The sequence below is a fragment of the Streptomyces sp. NPDC002144 genome (genome assembly GCF_053593695.1).
The window spans coordinates 1-16,953 of record NZ_JBSFDB010000097.1; the positions used below are offsets into that span (position 1 = coordinate 1).

The 16,953-nt window shown below is 69.1% G+C and carries 11 protein-coding genes; 5 read left to right on the top strand and 6 right to left on the bottom strand.

Going from position 1 to position 16,953, the window contains the following annotated elements:
* Positions 1–330 precede the first annotated feature (330 nt).
* Positions 331–1,947 (top strand): hypothetical protein, encoded by a 1,617-nt coding sequence (locus ACWCQ1_RS49780; protein WP_451029830.1) that lies wholly within the window; start codon positions 331–333, stop codon positions 1,945–1,947.
* A gap of 163 nt (positions 1,948–2,110) precedes the next feature.
* Here the strand turns inward: ACWCQ1_RS49780 and ACWCQ1_RS49785 are convergent, their stop codons facing one another.
* The 4 genes from ACWCQ1_RS49785 to ACWCQ1_RS49800 form a co-directional block, all read right to left on the bottom strand.
* The gene (locus tag ACWCQ1_RS49785) at positions 2,111–2,914 is read right to left on the bottom strand and encodes a class I SAM-dependent methyltransferase (protein ID WP_451029831.1); all 804 of its coding nucleotides are present in this window, start codon (positions 2,912–2,914) and stop codon (positions 2,111–2,113) included.
* Between the two features lie 541 nt (positions 2,915–3,455).
* The gene (locus tag ACWCQ1_RS49790) at positions 3,456–3,845 is read right to left on the bottom strand and encodes a hypothetical protein (RefSeq protein WP_451029832.1); all 390 of its coding nucleotides are present in this window, start codon (positions 3,843–3,845) and stop codon (positions 3,456–3,458) included.
* A gap of 21 nt (positions 3,846–3,866) precedes the next feature.
* Positions 3,867–4,136: a hypothetical protein gene (locus ACWCQ1_RS49795; protein ID WP_451029833.1), complete on the bottom strand. Its 270-nt coding sequence runs from the start codon at positions 4,134–4,136 to the stop codon at positions 3,867–3,869.
* Positions 4,137–4,388: 252 nt separating this feature from the next.
* Positions 4,389–5,726, bottom strand: coding sequence for a hypothetical protein (locus ACWCQ1_RS49800; protein WP_451029834.1), 1,338 nt, complete (start codon positions 5,724–5,726; stop codon positions 4,389–4,391).
* Positions 5,727–6,166: 440 nt separating this feature from the next.
* Here ACWCQ1_RS49800 and ACWCQ1_RS49805 point away from each other — a divergent pair, with 440 nt between their 5' ends.
* The 3 genes from ACWCQ1_RS49805 (at position 6,167) to ACWCQ1_RS49815 (ending at position 10,704) form a co-directional block, all read left to right on the top strand.
* Complete coding sequence (locus ACWCQ1_RS49805; RefSeq protein ID WP_451029835.1) at positions 6,167–7,345, top strand: hypothetical protein; 1,179 nt, start codon at positions 6,167–6,169, stop codon at positions 7,343–7,345.
* Between the two features lie 282 nt (positions 7,346–7,627).
* Positions 7,628–10,132, top strand: a complete 2,505-nt coding sequence (locus ACWCQ1_RS49810) for a DnaB-like helicase C-terminal domain-containing protein (protein WP_451029839.1) — start codon at positions 7,628–7,630, stop codon at positions 10,130–10,132.
* A complete protein-coding gene (locus ACWCQ1_RS49815; protein WP_451029836.1) occupies positions 10,132–10,704 on the top strand; it encodes a hypothetical protein in 573 nt (190 codons plus the stop codon). Before ACWCQ1_RS49810 ends, ACWCQ1_RS49815 begins: the two co-directional genes overlap by 1 nt.
* 87 nt (positions 10,705–10,791) lie before the next feature.
* Here ACWCQ1_RS49815 and ACWCQ1_RS49820 read toward each other — a convergent pair whose 3' ends face one another.
* Positions 10,792–15,075 carry a caspase family protein gene (locus ACWCQ1_RS49820; RefSeq protein ID WP_451029837.1) on the bottom strand — a complete coding sequence of 1,428 codons (4,284 nt, stop codon included), beginning with the start codon at positions 15,073–15,075 and terminating at the stop codon, positions 10,792–10,794.
* Positions 15,072–15,941 (bottom strand): hypothetical protein, encoded by an 870-nt coding sequence (locus tag ACWCQ1_RS49825; RefSeq protein ID WP_451029838.1) that lies wholly within the window; start codon positions 15,939–15,941, stop codon positions 15,072–15,074. Before ACWCQ1_RS49825 ends, ACWCQ1_RS49820 begins: the two co-directional genes overlap by 4 nt.
* A 347-nt stretch (positions 15,942–16,288) precedes the next feature.
* Between ACWCQ1_RS49825 and ACWCQ1_RS49830 the strand changes: the two genes are divergently transcribed.
* A partial coding sequence (locus tag ACWCQ1_RS49830) for an IS256 family transposase (protein WP_451029840.1) occupies positions 16,289–16,953 on the top strand: 665 nt, incomplete at its 3' end.

Sequence of the window (16,953 nt, forward strand, 5' to 3'; positions counted from 1 at the left end):
CTCTACCCCGGACTCCCCGAGAGCGCCCCCGCGCTCCCCAACACGACGAACACTCCCACCAGTTGATCGGCTACACCATCACGCGGGACACGACCTTGCTGCTGGACGAGCGACCGGACCCCGGAGCGCATTTCCACCACGAGCGTCTCCTACGTAGTTGGCCGCGGCTCGCGTCCCGCCCCGTAGCCGAACCCGCCGCCGACGGGTCGGTGGAGCCGACGGTACAGCCGTCCACCCGCTTTCATGCTCCCGTGTCAGTCCTCGCTGTCACACTGCAACCATCCACCATCCCTGGGTGGTTGACGTGATCGCCGACGAGAGGACCTATGGGTGGCGGCCGACTGGGACGCGCTGGACTGGACATGCCCCACGTGCGCGGCGTCGCGCAGGAAGACGTGCACTGCGAAGGGCGGCCGCCCCCGGCCCGCGCACCTCGCCCGCCGCATCACCTCGTTGCTGTTGGACTTCGCCGTGCGCCGTGGCCGTGGCCAGCCGCCCGCCGAACGCGCCCAGTTGGTAGCGTCCCTGACCACGGCGCAGGAGTCAGACGCGGCCGTCCGCGAGGACTACCTGTGGCTCCAGGCCAGCGACGAGCTGTTCCAGTGGGAAAAGGTGGTGGCTGCGGCCGGCCGGCATGCGGCGGCCGCCGTCGATGACCATCTCGACGGCGGTGAACTGCGCGAAGCAGCCCAGCAGGCCGCACACCGCATCAACCAGGCACGAGAGCTCCTGCACGAGTGGCACGGCGATCGCGCCGAGTATCCGCTCGATGAAGAACTCCTGGCGGGTGTGCTGCGTCCCGCGCCGAGCCTGCTCGCCCGTGCCCGGCGCCGCGGTGACCTTCAGCGACTCGAAGCCGACCTCGCGCGTCGCCCCGCGTACCTTGACCGGCCGGGCGGCACCTGGGCTGCGACGTGGCACAGCGACGGCGCCCTGACCGCGCACCGCGATGACGGTCTTTGCGTACGCGGCTGGAGCGCCACTCCCGACGCCGCCGAGCAAGCCCTGCAGTCGTTCGAGGCCACCAGCCGACACCGCCCACAGGTCACCCTGACCTTGCAGGGCGAACGGCCAGAGGGCCCCGCCGCGGGCAATGATCCACCCGGCATCGACCAGGTGGATGTGCTGCGCGCCTTCGATGCCGACCGCGCAGCCCTCAACGCCACCATCGCCACCCTCACCCAACTCCAGCTCGCCTGGCCCAAGCACGAGATCAGCGACCGGGTGCGGGCGGCCACCACCCAGCTCCAGGCCAGTGCCCCGCAGTCGCCGTATTTCAACCTCTACACCCGCCAGCGGGAGCACGACTGGGCAGCCAGCGAGAGCGCCGCCTGGGTGCGCACCGACGCCATCGTGCACGCCATCGACAAGGTCTGGGGCGACTTCGACCGGTTGGAGGAGTCCCGCGGCCCCAGCTGGATACCCCGCGCCGCCCGCGAACTGCTCACCACCGCGCCCGAGCAGCTCGCCGGGTTCATCCGCCACCATCTTGCCGAGGAACCTGCAATCTCCCTCGGCGTGATCAACGGACCGGCCGGACCGCTCTATAACGTCTCCAGCGGCGGCGCCCATCGCACCCACCTCTTTAGGATCCTGGGCCTGCCCTGGGTGATCGCGAAGCTCTATGCCCGCATCCCACCCCGCCGGTTCGAGGTCGCCAACGTCATCGACACCTCAAAGGGCATGGCCGAGGCCGAGCGCGTCGGACGCGGCTGGCGCATCCTGCTCGAGCGCGGTCTCCTCCACGGCCGTATCGGCTACGACGGCGCCTTCGCCGTGCTCGATCTCGACCACGTGCCCGCGCCCTGGCTGCTCGGCGACGCCGCCTTGGCCAGCGCCTACAACACGGCCTATGAGCGCGTGTACCCCGGCGCGCTGACCGAACTGGGCATCCCCGCCACCGCCCTAGCCGGTGTCAAAGCCTGGGAGCAGTGGCTGTATGGCTGACGACGGCGCACGCCGTGCCGTCGTCCAACCGAAGAGCCGTCATATGTTGCGGCCAGTCCCAGCGCCTGGACGTCCGTTCCGCGCGCATGTCCTCGCGATGTCAGTGGCGGGCTGTAAGCGGTCGCGAGCCGGCAGGTCGGCAACGACAACGACGCAAAGCGGATCAGTGCGCCGGCTCAGACGTGCCTCGCACCTGGTCGCGGCTGGCGACCACCAGGTATCCATCGCTCTCGGGGTCGAAGGTGGTGGACTGCACCGTGAGCCCGACACTCCGCAACTGCGCCACGAGGTCCTCGTACCGGTAGGGCCAGATGGACAACCGCTCCGAGCAGGCTCGCACTGCCCCATCCGGCTCGATCTGGGCGACCACGATCTCGAGGAAGTGTTCCTGCTCCCAGCGCTGCTCGATCTGCCAGTAGTAGCTGACGACCGCATCGCGGTCGTTGCGGCGGATGAGTCGATCACGGACGTCCACCCGTGAGCCGGCGGAGCGCACGAGTTCCCAGTTGCGTGAGTGGAGCACAAGGCGTCCGCCCGGCTTCAGCAGCCGCGACATCGCTTCCAGTGCGGTCAGACGCCCGGCTGCGCCCTCGGCGTGCCCGAGCGAGTTGCCGACGCAGAACACTAGATCGAACGTGGAGTCCTCCAGGTGGTCGGGCAGCTCGTCCCAGCTCGCGCGGAGGGCTCGAAGCGAGACACCCTGCTCGTCGGCGGCCTTCTCGGTCCGGCGAACCATCCCATCGCTGGCGTCTGCGGCAACCACGTCAAGGCCAAGACTCGCAAGACCGACGGCGAGCTGGCCGGTTCCACACGCGCAGTCGAGGACGCGCGCGTTGGGCGGCAGAGAGCCCACGACATCGCTGTAGTAAACCGCGGCTGCATTGGCGGGGGTCAACCTGTCGTCCCCGATCAGCCACTCGTACACGTCGGAAAGCGCCCCATAACCAGCCACCGCAATAACCTCCATCACTCGACGACACGCGGGCTAGACCGCGCCTGCGATTCGGACGTTGCCCCTCGCACTGTGCCGGGCCGTGTCAGCGAAACATTGAGCAGGACCCAACCACTTCCGGCCGCTGAGACTCCACCGGATTTCGTGGGAAACCGCGACACGCCGGACCGTCGCAGGTCTCCAGTCCACCGGCGCCCCATCGGCCGCGATGGGGACCGCGGTCGGCAAGTGCGCGTTCACTACGGAGCGCTATAGGCACAGCGGCCACGTCCATCTCGCCGACTTCGCCGGATACAGGTTCTCCTGCGGCGCATCAAAGGCCGGATGACCGGCGCCCCTGAGCAACGGCCCAGGAAGGCTCGCTAGTAGCTCCCGGATCGGCGATATGGCGGGCGGTGCGCATTATCTGGCGTGGACCGCTGCGCGAATGTGCATGAATCGAACACTGTCTCTTCGCCAGTAAAACAGAATGACTTGCAATTGATGCTCTAGTTGGCAACCGCCGAGCAGCCCTTTTCTGCTGGTCACTCGCTACCAAGCGATTCTGCGATCATCGCTAATTCCTGCCCTGTTCGGGGTTTTCCTCGCCGGCGGCGTTGAGGGTTTCCTCCACGGCGGTGTTGATGATGCGGTCGTGCTCGGCGGGGTCGATCGGGGGCGTCGGGGTGCCTTCCTGCTGGAGTTGCCGGCGCACGCGGCGCGTGATGGCGTCGATGTCGGGCTCGGCCGCCGTGCGGTTACGGATGTCGTTATAGATCATCCAGGCCGTGTTGGCGATGGTGACAACCAGCCAGCCGAGCGCGGTGGGGTCGGCATACTGGCCGGGCTCGGGAGTCGCTCCCTCCCTGGCTAGCGCTTCTTCCACGTCTTCGGCCAGCGTGGGGTACTGGGGTCCGGCGAGGCGGTGTGCTGCGGCGCGGGCGGTCTGCTCGATTGCGTCGTGCATGCGGGGTGCTCTCCTTGAAGGTCAATCGGTGTCGGTGGTGTCCGGCTCGGCCAGGACGTATTCGCGTACGGCGTCGGGCAGAGGGTTGCCGATCTCCTGCTGCCAGGCGTTTTCAACTGTTGCAATGCCCAGGCGCCCGGTCAGATGGCGAAGGTAGGCCGGTCCCGATGCGGTCATCGGATGCGGGAATTCGTCGAACAGGGCAACGCACTTGATCACCCAGACCAGCGCCCGGTCAGGGTCATTACTCGCTTCTGCGTGCAGACCCAATTGCCCATAGGAGCTGGCCATGCCGGGGCGGTTGCCGAGGTCTTCGTCGGGAGTTCCTCCATACTGTGGTCACCGCCACGGTGCTGTTGACCGGCCGGTTGGGGCCGGGCCTTCGTCGCCGCTCGCCCGTACGCTGCGCAGGAAGAGCGAAGCCGGCTGCTGTGCCCTAGCGTCGTAGTGCCTTGCGTTGACAGGACGGCAGGGCTCGGGCGGCCCTCGGCACCCTGCGCCCTGGGCCGGGGGCCGCCCCTCACCTACGCATGGCCCGTGATCTCAGAATCTGTGCGGCCAGAAGAACGAGTCAGGGATGCGAACGGCGGGCGGCCGCTGGGGGGTGATGACGCCGATGGCGTCTTCGGCGGCCCGCAAGGCCTTTTCGTGGCTGCCGCTGCCGAGGTGATGAGCAGCGCAGCTTCTGCAGTCGCCGGTGCGGGCGTGCGCACGGGGGCTGCTGCTGAGACCGCGTACGTGGGCGAAGGCGTGTTCGGGGAAGTCGGCCCGCACCGTGTGCCAGGTGCCGCGTTGCTCTTCTTCGGTGAGGCCGGCGGCCACTTCCGGACGCATCGGCGCATACACCTTGTCGTCGTCCTCTCGGAGCATGAAGACGCGGTCGACGTAGTCGACCGTATCCCCCTTCGGCTGCTCTGCATCCAGCCAGGTCAGGGCGTCGCTGCGGCTTCCGGGCCCCCAAAGGTGCTCGGTGGGGAACTGCGTTGTCTCGAACCGGGAGTCGAACGCCGACCAGTGCGCGTCCTCGTACCGGCTTCCGGGGCGGGAAGCGCTGCGGATCAGGATGTAGAGGTATCCATCGGTATCGGTGTCGTCGCGCAGGGCGTCGGCCTGGGCCATGTGGATGCTGGCCTCGTCGTTCCAGGCCATGACGACGACGTCGCGTTCGACCGGGGCGGGGTACAGGCGCCCGCCACGGGTCGGGTGTCCCCACAGCTGATTGATGAACTCTGCCAGGTCGTGCAGGGTCCGGGCCGTCTCCACTGGCATCGTGCGGTGGTATCCGGTCGGGTGGGCCACAGCATCGCGCAGCTTCGACATCGCGTGCTCGATGCCACGCGTACGCTGACCCCGCAGCAAACCAGCTGCTCGCGCCCAGGCCCGCAGCCCGGCCAGCATGCCGTTGAAGTCGATCAGCGTGGTGCCGACCTTCAACCGCCACTGCGGCGACGGCTGCTGCCGCGGTCTCCGCCGGCTCCTCCTTCTCACCTTCTTCACCGCGGCGAACACATCGTCGTAGGTGCGCACATCCTCGACGACTGGAGACTCCAAACCGTTGGCGTCCTCGAACGTGAGCGCACCAGCGCACCACTGGACGAACCGCTCCCGCAGCGCTTGCTCCATCACCAGCAGGGCACGGTCGTCGACCATGGTGAAGACGTCGTACTCGAGCAGACCGTAGGCGAAGAAGCGCTGAAGCCGATCGAACTCGCGGCGCGTTCCCTCCGCCACGTCCGAAGCAATCTCGCAGTCCGCGACCAACCGCTGTAGGAACTCGGCCGACCGCTCTGCAGGCATCGGGCCGCCCAGCCCGAGTGGGGTGAAGATGAGCGCGGTACTGTCCGGCGCCTGCAGCTCTTCCAGCGAAAGGATCTCTGCCACAATTACGACCTCCTATGTGGGCAACCGGCCAGAATGCACGAGGAGTTCGCCCTGAGCCACTGCTTTTGCTGCGTGACGGGGTGAGGGTGCGAACCCCAGGTCGCGCCTGGCCCGCGGTGTCCGGCAGCACGCTCGCTGTCTCGCGCTTCCGGCCCGGACGGGCCGGGCTGATTCGGGAGTCGGTTCCGGGGATGGCGACAGACCGGTAGGCTGCGGGACAGCGGCCGACGCATCGGCCCAAGCCGGTGCCCTGGCCCATGACCGGGGCGCATCACGGCAGAGGTGCCCGCGAGCCCCGTACGACGGGGTTCGGACTGTGAGCATCAGTGCGAGGCGTACATCAACTCCAGACAGCCGTAAAGCTGTTGAAGCCTTCCGCATGCTGCTCTTCGTCGCGCGCATCGGGTCATGGGGCCGAGCGCGGGAAAAGCGAGAGCCGTATGACCAAGAGCCACGGCCGTAAGAGCCGGGCGAGAAACAAGAACCGTACTCGGGGCGCCGCGTACGCCGCGGCCAATGCCGGCACCCTCCATCACCATGACAGTGGCCCCTCCCACGAGGACCTGCGACCGGCCGACCCCGGCCGGTGGGGACTCGAGACCGCACCGGACATGAGGACGGCGTCCGCGCTGATCGGCGCGCGCATCGAGCAGTGCGCCCCGTGCCTGGAGTCCCTCACGGCGAAGCTCCTCGACGAGGACCCGATCGTGCTCGCGGTGACGGCCGAGTCCGTCTACAGCCTGCACCCGGCTCGCGAGTGGCCGAACGCGGGAGGCATCGCCGGCAAGTCCACCCAGACCTTCTTCCTCCTCGTCCAGCACGTCCGCTACATCGGGGACGATGCCCGGACGCTGCTGGCCGGGGTCGAGAGGATGACCCGTGCCGACCGCGCGGCACTGTTGGACGACGCGCTGGGCCTGTGGACGATCCACCGGCCCAAGCACCCCCTCCTGCGCGGCCCGGACTCCGGCACGCTCGGACTGGCGGACCCCATCACCACCATGCCGGGCAGTGAACCGAACGACGACGGGCCGGGCACGGTGACCGGCGTCGCAGGCCTCGCACAGCCGGCTGCTAGAGGCCGCCCGCCGGAGGGAGACGGCCCTTCTGCCCGGCTTGCCGCTCCCGCCCGGAGTGCCCGCCGACCCGTCCCGCACGCCGTGCGTACACGCCATCACCAGCCGCCCGTGACCACCCCCAGCAAGGAGAACCGGTCCCCCATGAGCGAGAACACCCCGAGCCTCGAGCAGCACGCGGAGGGCGCGGCGCGTTCCCTGGTCGAGCTGGTCAGCGCCCTTCAGTACGGCGGGATCAAGTACCCGCTGGAGGCGTACCACATCCTCAGCTACCTCACCCGTGCCGCTGCAGAGATGAGGACCGCTCTCGAGCTTCTGGACACCTGCGTCCAGGGCCTCCACGACAAGGGACTTCTGATGTCCGACTACCGGGGCGAACCGCTGGACGAAGTCATCGAGCGCTTCACCGATTCGTCCGACCGGGCGCGGGATCTCGCGGGTGGCCTGCACGGCAACCTGAGCGCGGCCCACTCCGCGGTCGGGCATCTCGCGTACAACGAGGCCGCCGAAGTGCCGGACCCGGATCCGAATGCGCGGAGCTGAGGCCGCGCCAGGCGGGGTGTGACCGCCTGCGGGCGAAGTGAGCGGAGGACCGGGGCCGGGTGTCGAGGTCCCGGCCCGCCGCTCTGCGACGGCCAGGTCACCCTCCCCGACAGTGCCGTCGCCCGCAGGCAGTCAACTCCCATCAAAGAGCATCACTGGTGAGTGAGATTCACAAAAATCGGTATGACTTTACATCTCTAGATGTGTGGCCACTGCTATTGTGAGGGTTAGTTGGTACGTCTAGGAGGGTGAGTGAGTCAGCCAGCGCACGAACAGGACGCGATGAACGCGACGGAGGCACGCAACGCCCTCTACACCCTGGTGAAGCGCGCCGAGGACGACGGACGCACAACCCTGATCTACAAGGGGCAGAAGCGTCAGGATCGCGTTCTGCTGGCCCCGCTCGACCGGCTTCCCGCAGCGCGGAAGACCGAGGTCCTGCCGTCCCACGTTCTCAGTGCGGCGCAGAAGGACTTCGGCGACCTGATCACGCGGGCGGCTCAGGGCCAGCCGCAGGTGCTCCTGCGCAACACCACACCGGTCGCGGTACTGCTACCTGCCGACGTCGTCTCCGCCGTCCACCCATCCGACCCGGCCGCGGCGATGGGCGCGGCGCCCGCAGGAGGTGCGGTGAACAGCCAAGGCCATTCGGAACGCGAGAGGGCACCGCGCAGGCTCGCCACGCTGGGCGACGCCATCGGCGCCGCACTCACCTCGGGCCCGGTCGGCAGCACCACGTTCGGGCTGACCGGCCTGGATGCCGCAATGGGTGGTCTGCAGTCAGGCCGGCTGACGCTGGTGGCGGCCGCCCCGAACGTCGGTGGAAGCCTGCTGGGACTGGCCGCCGCACGGCAGACCGCCCTCGTCGACAACCACCGGGTCCTGTACGCGGCGTCGGGGCCGAACCAGGCCGACATCATGCGCCGCATCATCTCCGCGGAGACCGGCGGCGACTACCCGCGCCTGAAGCAGGGCCGCCTCACCGACCACGAGCAGCAGGTCGCCCAAGCGCTGGTCCATGCGCCGCTGCTGATCGACGACGGCAGCGACCTGACCGCCGAGGCGATCGCGGAGACCGCCCCGTACGTCCAGGACCTGGCCCTGGTGGTCGTGGACCGGCTGCAGGCCGCCCACAACGCCCGGCTCCCGCTGTCGGGTGACCGACTCCCGGCCGCCTCACAGGTCCTGGCCACTCTCGCGCGTACCCTGCACGTGCCGGTGCTCGCCATCGTGGACAGCGCCGACCCCACCCTCCTGGGTCTCCTGGACGCCGACGTCATGCTGACGCTGGCACCGACCGAGGACCCTTCCAAGGTCCAGGTGATGGTCGCGGAACGGGACTTCGGCACGATCGGCTCGGCGTACCTGAGCCCCGACCTGCTGCACGCTCGTTTCCTCGACGCCGCATCCGCACCCGTCGCGCACACGGGCGGGGCCGCGCCCGCACAGAAGAGTGTGGGCAGTGCCGTGGAGCGCGAGTTGGCCGACGCGGCACTTCCCTACACCTCCGGCGCCCGCCACGGGCTGCCGGCCTCTGTCACGCACGTACTGGCCGCGCTGCGCACGGCGCTGGCCGGCGGTGACGAGGCAGCCCTTGCCGAACTCGGGCCGTCCCTGGCCGAGACGGCTGCGACGCCGCAGCACCTGCCGGACGACGCCGAGGGGCGCCGCCTCGCCGCCGCGCTGAACGCCTACAGCAGCGCCGTGTCCGCCGGCGTCCCCGGACAGCCCGCTACTACCAGGCCCACCGCGGACAGGAGACACGTCCCGGACGACGAAGACGACGCGGCAACAGACGTGGAACTGCAGCCGGGAGACGAGGAGGACGAGCCGGACAGCGCACCCTTCCCCGCGCTAAAGCTCCTCAAAGACGCGGTCAACCGCTCGAAGATGCACCCGATCAAGGTCATCCGCCTCGAGGAACGCGACAGCGGCCCGTGGCCACTGATCACCGAGCACATGGACGGCGAACCCCGCTGGGTCCACCCCGACGTCACCAGCACCCGGGTCCCCTACATCCGGGACAACGGCAAGCGGGTCCGGCGCGACCAGCTCGACGTGCCCGCCTCGTTCGGCGAGGGGGTGCTGTGCCTGATCGACCGCAACGGCAGCTACCCCTCCGCCTGCTCGGCCGTCCCCCTGGCCCCCAACAAGCTCCTGCACACCGGCCCCCTGGAGGCCTTCGACAAGGCCAGCGCCGGCATCTACCTCATCGACATCCCCGCCTGGACCCGCACCGACATGCCGCACCCGCTCGGCCGGATCATCGACCGGCCCGACGAGCAGGGCCGCGTGTGGGTCACCACCCCCCACATCAAGCAGCTCGAGAGGCTGGTGCGTGAAGGCCACCTCACCACGATGCCGGCCATCCACGACTCCTGGACGGGCAAAGCCAACGAGTCCCTGTTCAAACCCTTCTACACCGCAGCCCGCCAAGCCCGCACCGAACTCGTCCAGGCCGGCGGCGACCCCTACAAGGCCTACAAGACCCGGCTGTCGATCGCACTGCGCCTGCTGTGGCCCAAACGCCCCGAACAGAAATCCCCGTTCTGGCGGCCCGACTGGCGCATGAGCATGGTCGCCGAGGCCTCCGTCCGCCACTGGACCATGGCCTTCAAAGCCGTCCAGGAAGGCCACACCCTCATCGCCCTCCGCAACGTCGACGCCGCCGTCTTCTGGACCCCGCCCGGCACGCCCCCCGACACCTACCGGATCGGCACCGGCTTCGGCGAAGTCAAAGCCAAGTTCATCCAGCCCGGCCAGATCATCCCCGAAGGTGACGACTGATGGCCGGCCCCAGAGGCCACGGCGACTCCCTGGGCGCCGCCCTGGGCGACCTCCTGCGCGCCCAGGTCACCCCCCGCCACCGCCTGTCCTCCTACAACGCCAAACACTGGCACGCCCAGCTCTCCCAGCTCACCGGCACCCGCCGCGGCTACCAGGCCCTGGAAGACGCAGGCCTCGGCGTCACCGCCCAAACCCTGTTCAACTGGCTGTCCGACCCCGACTACAACGTCCGCCGCAGCTACCGCGACCTCATCCACACCGCCTACGAAAACGTCGCCCTCGTCCCCGCCGACCCCATCCCCGACCGATTCAAAAACGGCGACTTCGAAATCAGCGGCTGGGTCACCACCGGCACCGACCGACGCCAACGCGGAACACGCGACGCCGCACCCCTGCGCATCGACGGCCGCCCCGGCAACTGGAGCGCAATCGAGACCCTCTGGATGGCCGGCGAACTCACCGACGACGAGTTCGAAGACCACTTCATCGACGACATCATCGTCGAAGATATCGGCGAAGGCACCGACGGCTGGACCTTCGACGGCAGCAGCTACACCGTCGAACTGAGGTAACGCTCAGCGACGCCCAGGACCTTGGGAGACGGGCTGCGAGGTAGTTGATCGAATTCCACACGATCGACTCGTGCAGATGCTCGACCTTCATCGGCGCTGATAGAGGACCAGGTGCGAATCCGCAGCAACGAACAGTGAATTGTCGGCTGCCCAAACCACGCTGAGGCAAAGGGGCGGCACGTACAGAGCAAGCACGTTGCCGTTCCCAGTTATCAAGTCCCACACCATCACCGTGCCGCCGCCGTCACCGGTGACGGCTAGGGGCTTGCCGTCCAGCACCGTGCAGGCCACCGCATGCACCTCGCGGGTGTGGCCGGTGAGGGGTTGGCCGAGCTGCTGTCCGGTGGCCAGGTCCCACACCCGCACCGTGCCGCCGCCGTCACCGGTGACGGCTAGGGGCTTGCCGTCCAGCACCGTGCAGGCCACCGCAGACACCCCGTCGGTGTGGCCGGTGAGAGGTTTGTGGATCTGCTGTCCGGTGGCCAGGTCCCACACCCGCACCGTGCCGTCGTGGTCGCCGGTGACAGCAACGGCCGCGCCATCGAGGACCGCGCAGGCCACCGCAAAGACCACGTTGGTGTGGCCGGTGAGGGGCTCGCCGAGCTGCTGGCCCGTGGCCAGGTCCCACACCCGCACGGTGTCATCGTCGCCGATGACTGCAACAACCGCGCCATCGAGGACCGTGCAGGCCACCACGTGCACCGTGCCGGTGTGACTGGCGAGGGGTTGGCCGATCTGCTGTCCGGTGGCCAGGTCCCACATCCGCACCGTGCCGTCCTCGCCGCCGGTGACAGCAACAGCCGCGCCATCGAGGACCGTGCAGGCCACCACGTGCACCGTGCCGGTGTGGCCGGTGAGGGGTTGGCCGATCTGCTGTCCGGTGGCCAGGTCCCACACCCGCACCGCGCCGTCGTCGTCGCCGGTGACAGCAACGGCCGCGCCATCGAGGACCGTGCAGGCCACCGCATACACCGTGCCGGTGTGGCCGGTGAGGGGTTCGCTGATGGTCATGTCCCAACTGCCGGTGGCCAGGTTCCACACCCTCACCGTGCCGTCGTCGTCGCCGGTGACAGCAACGGCCGCGCCATCGAGCACTGTGCAGGCCACCGCAGACACCCCGTGGGTGTGGCCGGTGAGGGGTTGGCCGAGCTGCTGTCCGGTGGCCAGGTCCCACACCCGCACCGCGCCGTCGTCGTCGCCAGTGACAGCAACGGCCGCGCCATCGAGCACCGTGCAGGCCACCGCATACACCCCGCGGGTGTGGCCGGTGAGGGGTTGACCGATCTGTTGGCCCGTGGCCAGGTCCCACACCCGCACCGTGTTGTCGTCGCCGCCGGTGACAGCGACGGGCCTGTCGTCCAGCACCGTGCAGGCCACCGCATACACCCAGCCGGTGTGACCGGTGAGGGGTTGACCGATCTGTTGGCCCGTGGCCAGGTCCCACACCCGCACCGTGTTGTCGTCGCCGCCGGTGACAGCAACGGCCGCGCCATCGAGAACTGTGCAGGCCACCGCATACACCCCGCGGGTGTGGCCGGTGAGGGGTTCGCCGAGCTGCTGTCCGGTGGCCAGGTCCCACACCCGCACCGTGTTGTCGAAGCCGCCGGTGACGGCGACGGGCCTGTCGTCCAGCACCGTGCAGGCCACCGCATACACCCAGCCGGTGTGGCCGGTGAGGGGTTCGCCGAGCTGCTGTCCGGTGGCCAGGTCCCACACCCGCACCGTGTTGTCGTCGCCGCCGGTGACGGCGACGGGCCTGTCGTCCAGCACTGTGCAGGCCATCGCAGATACCCCGTGGGTGTGGCCGGTGAGGGGTTGGCCGAGCTGCTGTCCGGTGGCCAGGTCCCACACCCGCACCGTGTTGTCGGAGCCGCCGGTGACGACGACGGGCCTGTCGTCCAGCACCGTGCAGGCCACCGCATGCACCTCGCGGGTGTGGCCGGTATATGTGTCGCGGAGGGCTGGGTGGGAGAGTCCGCCGAAGGCCCAGCGTGGTGCCCAGGCACCCGGGGGCATGTCCCGGGTGAGGCGTTCGTGCAGGTCGGCCGCCCCGGCACTCGCAGCACCTGTGGCAAGAATCTGACGACGCTGGTCAGGAGTGGCGTGCACCAGTGGGGGGACGCTGGAGCGATAGATGACGGCGGTCTGGCGGGCGGTTTGGCTGCGCACGTGGTGCAGGTGGGGGGTGAGGCTGCGGGGTGCAGCGTGGACGAGGTAGCCGTCGTGGGCGAGGAGTTCGTCCAGGTGTCCAGCGGCGGCGGCGTGGAAGGCCAGGTAGGTGAGGGTGTAGGGGTGGGCGCGGGACCAGTCGCGGGTGCCGTCGGCGCGGTAGGGGACGGCCTGGATGAGGACGTTCACGTAGGCGGCGTGGATGCTGGTGGGGTCGGTGCCGTCGCGGAGGTGTTCGACGAGGGCCTGGTGGTAAAGGCGGTAGGCAGAGCGACCGTTTTCGGTGGCTTCGACGACGTAGGCGCCGGCGTTGCGGCGCAGCCACATCAGATCGGCGTTGGTGTAGGGCCGGCCGGAGATTTCGGAGGCGAGGGGCGCCCAGATGTCCTCCCACGGCAAACCCTGGCCTTCGGCGAAGGCCAGTGGCCGCAGAAGGTCGGTGGCCCGTTGCGCGTCGTTACCGAGGCGGCGGGTGAGGTCGTTGCGCATCGCCACCCCTGCTTGGCGGGGGAGCGTGGCTCGCCATGCGGGGTCAGTGGGGTCGTCGACGACAGTGTCGGCGGCCGCGAGGGTGCCGGCGGTGATGCGGGCGACGAGGAAGGACGTGCCGGCTGCTGCGCTCACCGCCTGGGCGACTCCTGTGGCGGCGACTGGGTGTTGCCGGTAGGGGGAGTCGGGGTGGGCGTCTAGGAGGTTGCGGATGGTGTAGATCTGCAGGGCCTTGGGGTCTGCGTAGCGGTGGTCGTCGAGGTCGATGACCTGCTCACGGTAGGAGGGCGTGGCAGGGCCGACGCCGAGCAGGTCCAGAAGGTAGGGGCGGGTGCCGAGCAGTAGCCGGATGCGTCCGTTTCCGTACTGGATCAGTGGCCGCACGATCTGTGAGCAGAGGCTGTCGGGGGTGGCCGCCTCATCGAGTGCATCGATCAGGGCAGTGAAGGGCCGCGGACGCTGCTGCGTTTCGAGGGCTAGGAGGAGCTCCCCCACCGTGTTCGCTCTCAAGCGGGCCGCGGCGGCCAGGCCGGACAGAACGTCGGCGTCGGTCAGGTTCTGCGCGTAGATCGCGCCATCCACGCTGTCCTCGTCCGGCATCAGGCGCTCGGACAGCTCCAGGGAGCGGGTCGGGACGGTGAGGCGGTGTTCGGGATGGGACAGGACAGCGATCAGCCCCAGCACGGCCGTCTTGCCCGAGCCCGGCCCGGCGGTGACCACCCGGCAGGCGCCGCTGTTGTTCGAACCGGGATCGCGCAGCCATGCCGTCACCTCGGCCAGGACCTGCTTGCGTCCGGTGAACCACCAGTTGCGCAGGCGGGGATCGCTCGATCCCATGGCCCGCATCAGCAGACGCGTGGTGAGCTCGGTGTCGCGGCGCCGGGCCTGCGCATCGAACTCCGCGGCGTGCTGAATCGCCAGATCCACACCGGTCAGAGCGCTGTCGCGGCGGGGGTTGGTCAAGAAGGCGGGTGGCTCACCGCTCAGGCCGACCAGCGTGAGGTTGATGCGCTGGCACCCGGGCCGCTCGGGGCTGTTGTTCATGTGCTCGACCACCGTGGACACCGACAGCGTCTGCGGCCCGTGGCCGGCGGTGGCCCAGCTGCTCACCGCATCCGTGAACAGCTGAGGAAACATGCCCGTTTTGGCCTGCTCGTGGGCCTGCGCCGAGGAGATGATCACCAGGCCTGCCCCGGTCGCGTTGCGCCACTGCTGGCCGATGCGGTCCAGGGCGGCCGCGGCCAGTTCGTTGCCGCCCTGCCCGGAGTAGCAGGTGTCCAGCATCAGCAGCAGCCGCCGCACCGGAGTGTCACGCAGGATCGCCTGCGCCAGCCTCACGGTCGGCAGGCTGGTGTAGGTGGTGTCCTCGGGATCGGTGTCGGACGTGTACAGCACATGGTCGCCCTCGTCCTCGAGGACCTCCCCGTGCCCGGACACGTACACCGCGACCAGGTCGTCCTCACGCCGGTCCGCAGACTTGCAGAATTTCCGTAGGTGGTCGGTGAGCTGACCGCCGGTGGGATCCAGGCCGAGCGCGCTTTGGTGGCGATACCCCAGCTGCCCTGTGAACAGCTCGATGATGGCCTCGCGGGCCTGCTCCAGACCCGGCCGGTCCCACTCCGGGCACTTCGGATAGCGGGAGATGGCGGTGGCGATCAGGAAACGGCGCGGCCCCTCGCCCTCCGCACGCCCCGGAGTGTCGGTGGCGGTCATGCCAGGCCGTCCTTGACCGCCTGCCCGCACAACCGGTCCGTCAGGTAGGCGTCCGCATCGTGGGCGTGCGAGCCGTTGTGCACCCGCGCGCACCGCACGTGCGGCCCGAACGACGGCCGAAGATCCTTCACCAGCGCCACCACGTCACCGTCGTCGGCCAGGTTCGTCCACACCAGCTCCTGGCTGCCCGGCCACACCCCGCGCGGCCGGCCGCCCAACCGGACCGGCGCCGGCTGCAGCCGGTCCAGGATCAGATTCGGGATGCCCAGCGGCGAGCCGAGCGTCACTAGCGCCCGCACCCGATGGCCTGGGCGGGCGCACAGCGCTTCGTACGCCACGACCGAGCCCAACGAGTGCGCGACCACCACCCGCGTGTCCTCACCGATCTTGTCGACCACCCGAGCCAGAGCCTTCGCCCGCACATCCCGGTCGGTGAGGTAGCGGTGCACCTGCTTCAGATCGAAGACCATCGACCGCAGCGCGATGCCGGCGAAGAACCGCGACCCCGACAGAGCCCGCAGGGCGCTCTGCACCGACCGCGGCGTCGATGCGAGAGTGTCCGCACCCGGCGTCACCACGCCCGGATCACTCTCAGCGGCCGCCTGCCACCACGCCAGCAACAGCTCCGTCTCGAAACCGGCCTCCACATCCCGTGACGTGTACGGCGGTTCACCCACCGCCAGATACTCACCGTCCGGACGGAACACATCCCCGTAGAACGCCATCGCCACATCCGCGTCTGCCAGCTGCTCCGGCGCCTGAGCACGCGTCAGACCGTCGTTCAACGCCGGTAACCACTGCTGGAGCAACGTCTTCTCACCCAACCGCTGCTTGCCGATCCCGTGCACCGCCACCACACGCGCCACGCCCCGCACCCCCCGAACTCGCCCCCAACGCTGTGGTCAGCACTGTAGAGCGCCCCGGATCACGCAACACTGCATTCTGCGAAGTGCCGTCCATCGCACCGGCGAGGGCGCCGCCCACGTCTCGTTCGATGGCTCAAGCCGGCACCCAGCAACTCATCCAGGCGCCACTGCTGATCAACGGCAGCAGGGGCGACTGGAGCGCGAGGCAGGGAGTGTCATGAATCAGGTGTGAGCCTCCACGAAGGAGTCACCTGATGAGTACGACGATGGATCACCGGATCGAGACCTCCAGCAGCGTGTCGCTTGCCGTGGCCGCCAGTAGTGTCCAGGGTGCCGACGTGAAGTCGATGCCGGTATCGCCGAACGGTCTGTCCAGCGAGCTGCTGGAGGAGCTCGCCGCGCTCGCGGCCGAGAAGGTCCGCGGGGAAGGGCTGCGGCTGATGGGCGACGGCGGACTGCTGCCCGAGCTGGCCCAGCACCTGATGCAGGCCGCCCTGGAAGCCGAGATGGACGAACACCTGGCCGCCGAGGCCGGCCGGATGGGCGGGCGCGGGTCCCGCTCGGGCGGCAACATGCGCAACGGCTACCGGGCCAAGAAGGTCATGACGGAGGTCGGCGCGGTGACGGTGCAGGTCCCCAGAGACCGGCTGGGCACCTTCCGGCCCCGGATGCTGCCCGCATACGCACGCCGCACCGGCGCGCTGGACGACCTGGTGATCTCGCTGACCGCCAAGGGCCTGACCTCCGGCGAGATCGTCTCCCACCTCGCCCAGACCTACGGGATGACGACCACGAAGGAGACCATCTCCACGATCACCGACAAGGCCCTGGAATCGATGGCGGAATGGCGCACCCGCCCGCTCGATCCGGTCTACCCGGTCGTCTTCATCGACGCCGTCCACGTCAAGATCAGGGACGGTCACGTCGCCAACCGGCCGATCTACGTGGCCGTCGCGGTCACCGCGGACGGCTACCGCGAGATCCTCGGCCTGTGGGCCGGGAACGGCGGCGA